Origin of the sequence: Paraburkholderia sp. USG1 (genome assembly GCF_031570135.1) — a bacterium.
GTDB classification, from domain to species: Bacteria; Pseudomonadota; Gammaproteobacteria; order Burkholderiales; family Burkholderiaceae; genus Paraburkholderia; species Paraburkholderia dioscoreae.
The window spans coordinates 343,761-354,134 of record NZ_JAMWXW010000005.1 but is presented as its reverse complement, the minus strand read 5'-3'; the positions used below and the strand labels follow the sequence as shown (position 1 = coordinate 354,134).

At 58.1% G+C, this 10,374-nt stretch carries 8 protein-coding genes and 1 pseudogene; all 9 read right to left on the bottom strand.

Annotated features, from left to right (window positions below; translation table 11 throughout):
- Window positions 1–125: 125 nt before the first annotated feature.
- Window positions 126–1,771, bottom strand: a pseudogene (locus NE850_RS09610) (methyl-accepting chemotaxis protein).
- Window positions 1,772–1,867: 96 nt separating this feature from the next.
- Window positions 1,868–2,929, bottom strand: coding sequence for a maleylacetate reductase (locus NE850_RS09605; RefSeq protein ID WP_310698699.1), 1,062 nt, complete (start codon window positions 2,927–2,929; stop codon window positions 1,868–1,870).
- Window positions 2,930–2,969: 40 nt separating this feature from the next.
- The gene (locus NE850_RS09600) at window positions 2,970–3,266 is read right to left on the bottom strand and encodes a Dabb family protein (RefSeq protein ID WP_310698698.1); all 297 of its coding nucleotides are present in this window, start codon (window positions 3,264–3,266) and stop codon (window positions 2,970–2,972) included.
- 53 nt (window positions 3,267–3,319) lie between these two features.
- Window positions 3,320–4,528, bottom strand: a complete 1,209-nt coding sequence (gene mmsB, locus NE850_RS09595) for a multiple monosaccharide ABC transporter permease (RefSeq protein WP_310698697.1) — start codon at window positions 4,526–4,528, stop codon at window positions 3,320–3,322.
- Complete coding sequence (gene mmsA, locus NE850_RS09590; protein WP_310698696.1) at window positions 4,521–6,059, bottom strand: multiple monosaccharide ABC transporter ATP-binding protein; 1,539 nt, start codon at window positions 6,057–6,059, stop codon at window positions 4,521–4,523. The genes mmsB and mmsA overlap by 8 nt, the downstream gene beginning before the upstream one ends.
- 91 nt (window positions 6,060–6,150) lie before the next feature.
- Entirely contained in the window at window positions 6,151–7,221 is a 1,071-nt protein-coding gene (gene chvE, locus NE850_RS09585; protein WP_310698695.1) for a multiple monosaccharide ABC transporter substrate-binding protein, read from the bottom strand.
- 96 nt (window positions 7,222–7,317) lie between these two features.
- Window positions 7,318–8,406: a Gfo/Idh/MocA family oxidoreductase gene (locus tag NE850_RS09580; RefSeq protein WP_310698694.1), complete on the bottom strand. Its 1,089-nt coding sequence runs from the start codon at window positions 8,404–8,406 to the stop codon at window positions 7,318–7,320.
- 24 nt (window positions 8,407–8,430) lie between these two features.
- Complete coding sequence (iolG, locus tag NE850_RS09575; RefSeq protein WP_200652989.1) at window positions 8,431–9,423, bottom strand: inositol 2-dehydrogenase; 993 nt, start codon at window positions 9,421–9,423, stop codon at window positions 8,431–8,433.
- A 41-nt stretch (window positions 9,424–9,464) separates the two neighbouring features.
- Window positions 9,465–10,343, bottom strand: coding sequence for a TIM barrel protein (locus tag NE850_RS09570; RefSeq protein ID WP_310698693.1), 879 nt, complete (start codon window positions 10,341–10,343; stop codon window positions 9,465–9,467).
- Between the last annotated feature and the right edge of the window lie 31 nt (window positions 10,344–10,374).

The window sequence follows — 10,374 nt, the reverse complement described above, 5'->3', positions numbered from 1 at the left end:
AATGCCCACAGTTCGTCATCAATGATCGGCGTGCCCATCCCCTTGGTTCCTGTTGTTCAGATGGCCAAGGTTAACAGCTTGCCGAAAAGGTTAACAGCCCCCTCGGGGTCTTTTTGAAATGGTCTCTAAGAGTCTGAGCCGCGAAGATCGCATTGCCCGCCGCTCGGTGACCGCCGGCGCGGATCGATCGGACCGCACATGACGGTTTCGAATCCGGCAGCGGCCGTTCCCTCGATTTTGAAAACTGCGACCGCGTCCTGCAATGCCGTAGCCTGCTCGGACATGGCCTGCGCGGCGGCCGACGCCTGCTCACAAGTGCCGCGTTCTGCTGCGCAACTTCGTCCATCTGGCTGACCGCGCCGTTCACTTGGTCGATTCCCGTACCCTGCTCTTCAGAGGCCGTCACGATTTGACCCACGATATCAGTCATCTCGCGTACCGCCTTCACGATGTCATGCATCGTCGCCCCAGCCAGTTCAACCTGCGCCGCACCCTCAGCCACATGCCGGACCGACTGGGAAATCAATTCCTTGATTTCTTTCGCAGCGCTCGCGCTGCGCTGCGCCAGCGTTCGAACTTCGCCCGCGACGACCGCGAACCCCCTGCCCTGCTCACCGGCCCGCGCCGCCTCGACCGCGGCATTGAGCGCAAGGATATTGGTCTGAAACGCAATCCCTTCGATTACCGAAATGATCTCGGCGACCTTATCCGAACTCCCCGAAATCGACTGCATCGTTTCGACCACCTGATGCACCGCTTCGCCTCCGCGCACCGCGACTGCGCTGGCCCCTCCAGCCAGCGCGTTTGCCTGTTTCGCGTTTTCCGCGTTTTGACGCACCGTCGAGGTCAGCTCCTCCATGCTCGCCGCCGTTTCCTCAAGCGACGCTGCCTGCTCTTCCGTACGTTGGGAAAGATCCATATTTCCCTGTGCAATTTCTCCCACCGAAATCTTGATTGACCCGGCTGACAGCTGGATACCTGCAACGATAGATGTAAGCTGCTGCCGCATGGACTCCAGCGACGCCATCAGGCTGGCGTGATCGTTCAGTGCCACCGGCACGGCGGTCGCAAGGTTGCCTTGCGCGATGCGCGCCGCAACCTCCGCCGCATCGACAGGCTCCCCGCCCAGCGACCGGATAATCCCGCGTGTAGTCCAGAATCCCAGCCCTATCGCGAGGAGCACCGTTGTGATGCCCGCAATCGCAAGCACAAGCTTTGTCGCGAGAGCCAACGCTGTCACCTCTTCAGAGCGCCTGTCGAGTTCCGTCTGCTCCGCGCTGTCGAATTCGGCTGTGACCTTCCGATAGCTGCTCAAGAACGGCTTGTCGTTACCCTGCCTGAAATAATCCGTCAGCGCGTTCCAAGGCTGCTGGCCTGCAGTTACATCTCTACGCAGCACGATCAGCTTCTCGTCGATCTCCTTGACCTTCGTGTGCATCTCGCTCAAGGACTTGAGCCGTCGTTGCTGGTCAGGATCGTCCGCTGTCAAGGAGCGGGCCCGATTCAGCAACTTGTCAAACTGTTCGTTCCCCCTGTTGTAGGGCTCCAGCAAGGGTTCTGTGCCGGATGCCACAAATTCACGCACACTCGCTTCCATCTTGATCATATTGGTCAACATGTCGTCGCTGGTACGCAGAACCTGATAGCTACGGACGTTCCAGCCATTCGCGTGATTGAGCCGGAGAAAGTTGATGATGGAGATCGTGTTTCCAACCAAAGAAACGACTACCACTGCGCCAAACGTGGCGGCGAGCTTCCTGCCTATCGTCATCCTCATGATCTTCTCCCCGGTGGTGACATGCACCTTTACAGCACGGATATTTTGGATATTTCGGTCTTCGCGTTTTCGTATATTCGAGGCGACTTCTCAAGGACAAGGCCGACTGCCTTCCCAGGCGCGCTGGAGCAGCGCCCGAAGGGAAACAGCCTCCACTGGGCGCGGATTCCAGTAGGGATTCGACATCGCTACCTCGCACGCGTGATCAAGGTCAGTCTCCCTCAGTCCAATCTCACGTAACCCTCCTGGCACACCGAGCTTCCGATTCAGTTCATACAACCCATCCGCTGCGGCGTCCACACTGAGTGCCCGCGCAATGCGTGTCATCGCCTCGCCGGCGGCAACACTGTTATAGGCAAGTGCATGTGGAAGCACGATCGCATGCGTCTGCGCGTGCGGTAGATTGAACGTCCCCCCGAGGGTATGGCATAGCTTGTGATGAAGTGCCATTCCGACATTGCCGAGAACCGTTCCACAAAGCCAGGCCCCGTAGAGACACTCGCTGCGTGCCTTCCTGTCCGCGCTGCTTTTCTTAACGTCACGCAGACCATTGGAGAGCGCGCGGATTCCCTCTTCAGCCATCAGCGACATGACCGGATTTCCATCCTTTGCGTACAACCCCTCGGCAGCATGGGCAATTGCATTCAGGCCGCTCACTACCGAAAGGTCAACCGGCAAACCAGCCGATAGCTCCGCATCGTAGAGGACCGTCTTCGGAAGAACCTTGGCATCGCGCCCGGTTCGTTTGAGTCCCTTCTCGGTTATGCCGTATATCGGCGTCATTTCCGAACCGGCGTACGTCGTTGGAATCGCGATAATCGGCAATGACGACTCAAGCGCAATGGCTTTACCAAGACCTATTGTCGATCCTCCACCAATGGCCACGGCACAGTCGGCGTCAACCGACTTCGCATACTCCCGTGCACGGCGAGCGTTTTCAATAGGCACATGCATCTGCGCCCCATCGAAAATTCCTGCGCTCGAAGGGCCAAGAAGAGCCGAAACGATCTCGGCCTGCTCTCGCTGCTCGGGGGTGCACAGAACCAGTGCCCTGCGCGCTCCCAGCGTCTCAACCTCCTGCTGGATGAGCTTCATGCTGCCTGCGCCGAAAACCACCCGAGAGGCAGACGTCGTATAGGTAAAATCGTACATAAGATCTGGCATTCCTTTTCTTGGGGGCCGCCTTTCGGGCTCAGATGTAATCCACCTGGTGTCTGGCGATCCGGCAATCTCCCAAGACCTGCTTGACGCGCAGATGCTCGGGATGGACTGCATACGCCTCAAGGGACGCGTGACTCTCGAACTCGGTGTAGAGCACGACGTCACACGCGTAGTCGACTCCGCTCACGTCCATGCCGACTTCGAGCTTTGTGAGCCCCGGAATTTTCCCGCTCAGGCTCTCGAAGGCGCGTTTCACACGCTGAGCCGTTTCCTTCTTTTGCTCGGGCGTCTCACCGCGAACATTCCACATAACGATGTGCTTGATCATGTCGATTCCGTAATAACTGCCGATTCCTGTGGAAACCACCCGGAACACAAAGCTCAAGCCTTGTTCTTGTTGTAGACATCCACAAACACAGCCGCGAGCAACACGATTCCCTTGATCACCTGCTGGTAGTCCACACCGATGCCCATTATGGACATGCCGTTATTCATCACGCCCATGATGAAGGCGCCTACCACCGCGCCGACCACCTTCCCTACCCCACCTGAAGCGGATGCACCGCCGATAAAGCATGCAGCGATCACATCCAGTTCAAAGCCCGTGCCGGCCTTCGGCGTTCCGCTATTCAGACGTGCGGCGAAAATCAGACCGGCCAGCGCTGCAAGGACACCCATGTTCACAAAGGTGAGAAAACTCACTGCCGGGACGCTGACGCCCGACAATCTCGCCGCTTTTGCATTGCCGCCAACCGCGTAGATGCGACGCCCGATTGTCGTTCGGTTCATGATGAACGTGTACACGCCAATCAGCACACCCATGATGACGAGCACGGTAGGCAAGCCACGATAGGATGCGAGCAGGTAGCAGAAAAACACAATGAGTGCCGTAAGGACGATGTTCTTCGCCACGAACATTGAGAACGAGCCACTCTCGACGCCATGCTTCGCCGCGCCGGCACGATGCCGAAGCTCGATGACAAAGAAAAGCGCGCCGACGAACCCGCCTAGGAGAATCGAGGTGATGTGAAGTGTCTGTCCGTGAAAAAGGTCAGGGACGAAACCCGAACTCACGGCGCCGAATGCATCAGGGAAAGGGCCAATGGACTGGCCTTGCAGAACGAGGTTTGTCATGCCACGGAAGACCAGCATGCCAGCCAGTGTCACGATGAACGACGGCATCCGCCAGAACGCAATCCAGTAGCCTTGCAGGGCTCCAATCAGCGCGCCGGCCGCGATACAGATGATGGTCGCCCAGATATAGTTGACGTCGTACTGCACCATCAATACTGCCGCTAATGCGCCCACCAAACCGGCCGTTGAACCGACCGACAGGTCGATGTGGCCCGAAACAATCACCATGAGCATGCCGAGGGCCATGATGACGATGTAGCTGTTCTGAAGCACCAGGTTGGTCAGATTGAGCGGTTGCATCAATACGCCGCTCGTCGAGACCTGGAAGAAGACCATGATGATGACGAGCGAAATGAGCAGTCCATACTCGCTGCCAACACGCTTCACCACACCAAACACTTCGCTTTTCTTGACCTCGGCGCCATCGGCGACCACTGGAGAGAGTGCCTTACGCATTTTCGATGCCTCCATTTCGCATAATCGCCCGCATAATCTTTTCCTGCGTGACTTCTTCTGCGGTGAATTCGCCGACAAACCGGCCTTCGTTCATGACGTACACGCGGTCGCACATGCCAAGCAGTTCGGGCATTTCCGAGGAAATCATGACCACACACTTACCTGCCGCGACGACCTGATTGATGATGTTGTAAATCTCGTACTTCGCTCCCACATCGATGCCTCGCGTGGGCTCGTCGAGAATCAGCACTTCGGGTTCAGAAAACAGCCACTTGCTCAGCACCACCTTCTGCTGGTTTCCACCCGACAGGTTGCCAACGACGTGGGTAACGCCTTGAGCGCGGATCCGGAGCTTCTTTAGAAAATCGGTCGCAACCTTTATCTCCTCGTGCTCGTCGACGACGCCAAATCTGGAGACCCCGATCAGGTTCGCCAGCGTGATGTTTCGCTTGATGTTGTCGTCCAGGAGCAGACCGTTGCCTTTCCGGTCTTCGGTCACGTAGGCGATGCCCGCCTTGATGGCCTTCTGTACCGACGAAACGTCGACCTGCTTTCCATGCATCAGCACCTGGCCCGTGATGTCCTGACCATAAGTGCCGCCGAAGACGCTCATGGCGAGCTCCGTGCGCCCAGAACCCATCAGTCCTGCGATACCGACGATTTCACCCTTGCGCGCTTCCAGATTGACGCCTTTGATGACTGCACGGTCCCTCTGCGTGGGATGTTGGACACGCCAATCCTTGACTTCAAAAATGACTTCGCCGATGTTCGGTGTGCGTGGCGGGTACCGGTCAGACATCTCCCGGCCGACCATCGCCTTGATGATTCGGTCCTCGCTCACGCTCTCGGCTTTACAGTCGAGGGCATCGACCGTCGAGCCGTCACGGATAACGGTGATTCCATCCGCGACACGCGAAATCTCGTTAAGCTTGTGCGAAATGATGATTGACGTCACACCGCGCGACTTGAGCTCGAGCAGAAGACTAAGCAGTGTGTCGCTGTCTTTTTCATTGAGGCTTGCGGTGGGCTCGTCAAGAATCAACAGGCGAACCTCTTTCGACAACGCCTTTGCAATCTCGATGAGTTGCTGCTTGCCAATCCCGAGCGTGCCAACCGGCGAATCCGGCGAGTCTGAGAGGCCGACCTTCGCCAACAACGCCTTTGCCTTCGCACGCGACACCTGCCAATCGATGACGCCGCGCTTCGACTGCTCGTTACCAAGATAGATGTTCTCGGTAATCGAGAGCATAGGTACGAGGGCTAGCTCCTGGTGGATGATGATGATTCCGACCGCCTCGCTATCGGAAATATCGGCGAATGCCCGCTCCTGACCGTCGTAAAGGACGTCGCCAGAATAAGAGCCGTGCGGATAGACCCCGCTGAGGATTTTCATCAGGGTCGATTTTCCCGCGCCGTTTTCTCCGCAAATGGCGTGAATCTCGCCCTGACGGACTCTCAGATTGACGTTATTCAGGGCTTTGACAGCGCCAAAGCTTTTCTGAATTCCGCGCATCTCCAGAATGGTATCCATGGTCAAATTCCTCTGATTGGTCACGCTCGCGAGCGTGTCTGCGTGAAGCGAGGCCCCGGTGGGCGCCCCGCCACGCGGACGTTCAGATACCTCACTTGATTTGGGCCTGCGTGTAGTAACCGCTGGTCACCAGCTCCGACTGGTAATTGGCCTTGTCGACGAGGATCGGCTTCACAAGGTAGGTCGGAACAATCTTCGTTCCATTGTTGTAGCTTTTCGTGTCGTTGACGGGCACCTGCTTGCCGCTCAGCGCGTCGTCAACCATTTCGGCGGTCACGCCAGCAAGCTTGCGAGTGTCCTTGAACACGGTCGAGGTCTGGTCGCCCCGAACAATGTTCTTGACGTTCTGGATGTCTGCGTCCTGGCCCGTGACAACGGGCATGGTTTGCTGGGCCGAACCGTATCCGATGCCCTTGAGAGATGAGATAACACCAACTGCAATTGCGTCATTTGGCGTCCAGACCGCATCGAGGTGGTCCTTGCCGTAGAAAGCGCTCAGCAGGTTGTCCATCCGGGCCTGTGCCGTCGCGCCATCCCAGTTGCGCGTAGCAACTTTGTCGAAGGCAACCTGTTTGCTCCGAACCACGAACTTGCCGCTGTCAATGTACGGTTTGAGAACAGACATGCCGCCCGCGTAGACCATATGGGCGTTGTTATCGTCCGAGGAACCACCGAACACTTCGATGTTGAACGGTGTTTTGCTGCCGGCCTTCTGCCACGCGCTGACGATGCTCTGTCCTTGAAGAACGCCGACGCCATAGTTGTCGAAGGTTGCGTAGTAGTCGACATCCTTGGTCTGGCTAATCAGGCGGTCATATGAGATGACCTTGATGCCTTTCTTCTGGGCGAGCGCCAGAGCGTCAGAGAAGGTCTTACCGTCGATCGGTGCGATGACCAGTGCTTTGACACCCTTCGCAAGCATGTTCTCGACCTGGTTCACCTGCGTCGGAACGTCATAGTTGGCGTACTGCAGGTCAGACGAGTAGCCTTTCGCCTTCAGCGCGTCGACCATGCTTTTGCCGTCGGTAATCCACCGGGATTCGGTCTTGTCGGGCAGCGAAATGCCAACAACACCCTTATCCTGGGCAAAAGCAGCACCCGACATTGCCGAGAACGCTGCCGAAGCAGCCAGAATGACCACGACACTCTTCAGAATTTTCATGACTTCGTCTCCTATTTAGGAATGCGTATTTGTGTTGCCGGTTTATGAAGTACGGAATCCTAGGCCGACGCCCGAAGACGTCAGCCATTCAAACGCTTAACCGATAAAGACCTCTGCACCCGCTTCTTTGGACGAAGCGAACATGGCCTCGATGACACGGCTAATGTTGTACGCCTGCGTAGCCGGCACAACCGACTGCGTGCCGTTGCGCAACGCGTCGAAGAACGCGTTCGACTCCCGGTCGAAGTACACCGGGTTGCCGATTTCGGCGATATCGGGCGAATACTCCGTCTTTTTTGTTGCCCAGATTTCCGGGAAGCTCGTCTCTTGCCACTCGGTCCAGCCCTCCGGATGGTCACCCTTGCCCGCGTCATAAATCTTGTAACTCGCGGGCAGCGAGCGGGAAGACATGATGCCTTCCGTTCCGTAGGCGGTGATGTCCCAGCTCTCGGTCCACGGCAGGACGTCCCACGACATGAAGTCAACCGTGACAATCTTGTCTTCGTAGTTCAGCACCGCGCCTGCTGCGTCTTCACGCGATTCGTCACCGTGGAAGTTCGGAAACTTCGTGATACGCGCGTTGACCGAGCGGGGCAAACCGAAGTGCAGAAGGATGCGGTCCACCAGATGACATCCGATAACGAATACCGCGCCGCCAATATCGCCTGGCTGGGTCATGTGCGGCGTTCCGGCCTCATCGTGCGAGCAGCCGCCGTGGGCGCGCACCTGAACGACTTTGCCGAGGCGTCCGCTCTTGAGTGCCGCCTGCATGGCATCGACCGATGGTGCGAAGCGCCAGCAATAGCCGACTTGCACGAGTCCGCCGGTACGCTCCACAGCCTCGACGATGCGCTTGGCGTCGACGGAACTGCGGCCAGCAGGTTTCTCGCACAACACTGCCTTGCCCGCTTCGAGCGCCTCAATGGTCAGGTCGGCCATCTTCTCGCTCTTGGAGTGGACGAGCACGACATGAACATTCTCGTCCGCCAGGATATCTTCCTTCGATCGCGCCTCGAGACCGAGCGCGTCGACGAACGGTGCAAGCAGCGGGCTTTTGTCCCACGCACCGAGCATCCTGGCGTCGGTGCGACGCTGGATTGCCTTGACCCGCCCGGACGTATGGGGGTGAGTGATGCCAAGACATGCTACGCCGAGCGTTTCGTTGGGACCGATCTTTCGCGTCATGACTTATCTCCTCCAGATTTCCAGTTACACCTTGACGGCCTTGCCCGACAAAGCCGACTCGAGCGCGCAGTCCGCCAGACGCAGCGCCTTCAGCCCATCCTGCACGGAAGTCGGCAAAGGCGAGTTGGCGTTCAGTGCGTCGACGAAGGCCTCGAGTTCGGCCTTGTATGCAGCCTCGTAGCGCTCCAGGAAGAAGTTGAGCAGCGGCTCGCGGACGTCAGTCGCTTCCTTGGACCAGCGTCGAATCGTCGAAGGACGCAGGTTTTCTTGCAGGAGCATTCCCTTCGAACCCGACACTTCCATGCGCTGGTCGTAGCCGTACACCGCTTCGCGACAGCAGTTGATGTGGCATTGCTTGCCCGAAGCTGTCCGCAACTGCACCATCACCGTATCGAAGTCAGTCAGCTTCTCAAGCGACTCGTCGACGAGACGGCTAGCCATCGCCATTACCTCGACCGGCTCTTCGCCGAGCAGCCAGCGAGCCATGTCCAGGTCGTGGATCACCATGTCGCGGAAGATGCCGCCCGAGTGTTCGACATAGTCACGCGGAGGCATGCCCGGGTCACGGCTCGAAATGATGACCTGACGCACTTCGCCGACGTCGCCTGCGTCGATCGCTTTGCGGAAGGCTTGCGATGTCGGGTCGAAACGTCGATTGAACGCGAGCATGACGCGACCGCCCAGTCGCTCGACTTCGTTTGCCGCGGCTAGCGACTTCTCCATGTCGAGGTCGATAGGCTTCTCGCACAGAACAGCCTTGCCGCGCTTGACGGCTTCGAGCATGAACGTGATGTGCGTATCCGTGGGCGTACCGATGACCACTGCGTCGATGTCGTTGCGCTCGAGGACGGCTGCCGCGTCCGTCGAGGCCTCGCAGCCCAGACGGCTAGCCAGCGACTTAGCCGCACTTTCAACAGGGTCTGCCACCACGACCAGTTTTGCGTTCGGGCTCGCGGCGACGTTGCCGGCGTGAATGCGACCAATGCGGCCGGCACCGAGTACGGCGATTCGAATCATGTGAGTCTCCAGAAATACGTTGTCGGTTAAGGTCGAAAGCTTCAGGCAGAAGTCGCGGTTTTTGCCGAGAACTGCGCGATGGTGGTGTCGTAAGCGCGCTTTGCCATCTCGTCGAGCGGAAATTTCCGGTGCACCTCAGAGATGAGTTCCACGCCGTAGTACGGCAGCGTGCAACCTGCTTGCTCAAGGGCGTCGACGAAGGCCGGGCAGTCACCTGCACCTTCGCCACAAAGCTGGCGATTAAAGGTCGAGTCGTCGAACAACGATCCCTTGACCTGCGCGCCGACGTCATCCATCTCCACGCCCTTGATGAAGCGCGCGGGAATCTGGGCGACTTCGCTATAAGGGCTGCCACCGCGCGCTACGTGCCAGTGGTCAACCATCAGGCCACCATTGGGCTGGTTGGCGCCTTCAGCAACCTTCAGCGCCTCTGCGATGTTCCGTATGGGAGAGAAAGGCATGAACTCGATTGCAACCGTCGCGTCAACCGTCGCCACATCCTGGCAAAGGCTCGCGAATTCGTCGGTCATGCGGGCGAAGTCGGCCGGATTCCTGTCGAAGGGGCTCGCGCCAATTTTCAGATTGCGCATGCCCAGTTCGCCCCCCAGTTCAATGAAACGGCGACGGCAATCGTCCGACTTGGCACGTGCCTCTCCATCGAGGTACCAGTCCATGAGGATTTCGAGCTCGAAGTACTTCATGCCCGTGTCGTCCAGAATCTTCTTGACGCCGGACACCCCGTACTTCCCGATGCTGAACTCGAGGTCATCGAGAATGAGGCCGATGCCGCTCCAGCCGGCACGCGAAGCTGCTTCGCAGCGGTCGCGCAGCGGGAACGGACTGATTTCGTTCGCTGCACACGGATAGACGTCACCAGCGAGCGTCCAGTACGCAGCCAGCAGTTCTTTCTTCGCGCTCATATGTACTACTCCTCTATCTCTCAATGTCATC

Bases quoted from the DNA above. Each gene is read 5' to 3' on its own strand.
- NE850_RS09605 (WP_310698699.1), bottom strand. From the start codon at position 2,929: ATGTACGATTTTACCTATACGACGTCTGCCTCTCGGGTGGTTTTCGGC.
- NE850_RS09600 (WP_310698698.1), bottom strand. From the start codon at position 3,266: ATGATCAAGCACATCGTTATGTGGAATGTTCGCGGTGAGACGCCCGAG.
- mmsB (WP_310698697.1), bottom strand. From the start codon at position 4,528: ATGCGTAAGGCACTCTCTCCAGTGGTCGCCGATGGCGCCGAGGTCAAG.
- mmsA (WP_310698696.1), bottom strand. From the start codon at position 6,059: ATGGATACCATTCTGGAGATGCGCGGAATTCAGAAAAGCTTTGGCGCT.
- chvE (WP_310698695.1), bottom strand. From the start codon at position 7,221: ATGAAAATTCTGAAGAGTGTCGTGGTCATTCTGGCTGCTTCGGCAGCG.
- NE850_RS09580 (WP_310698694.1), bottom strand. From the start codon at position 8,406: ATGACGCGAAAGATCGGTCCCAACGAAACGCTCGGCGTAGCATGTCTT.
- iolG (WP_200652989.1), bottom strand. From the start codon at position 9,423: ATGATTCGAATCGCCGTACTCGGTGCCGGCCGCATTGGTCGCATTCAC.
- NE850_RS09570 (WP_310698693.1), bottom strand. From the start codon at position 10,343: ATGAGCGCGAAGAAAGAACTGCTGGCTGCGTACTGGACGCTCGCTGGT.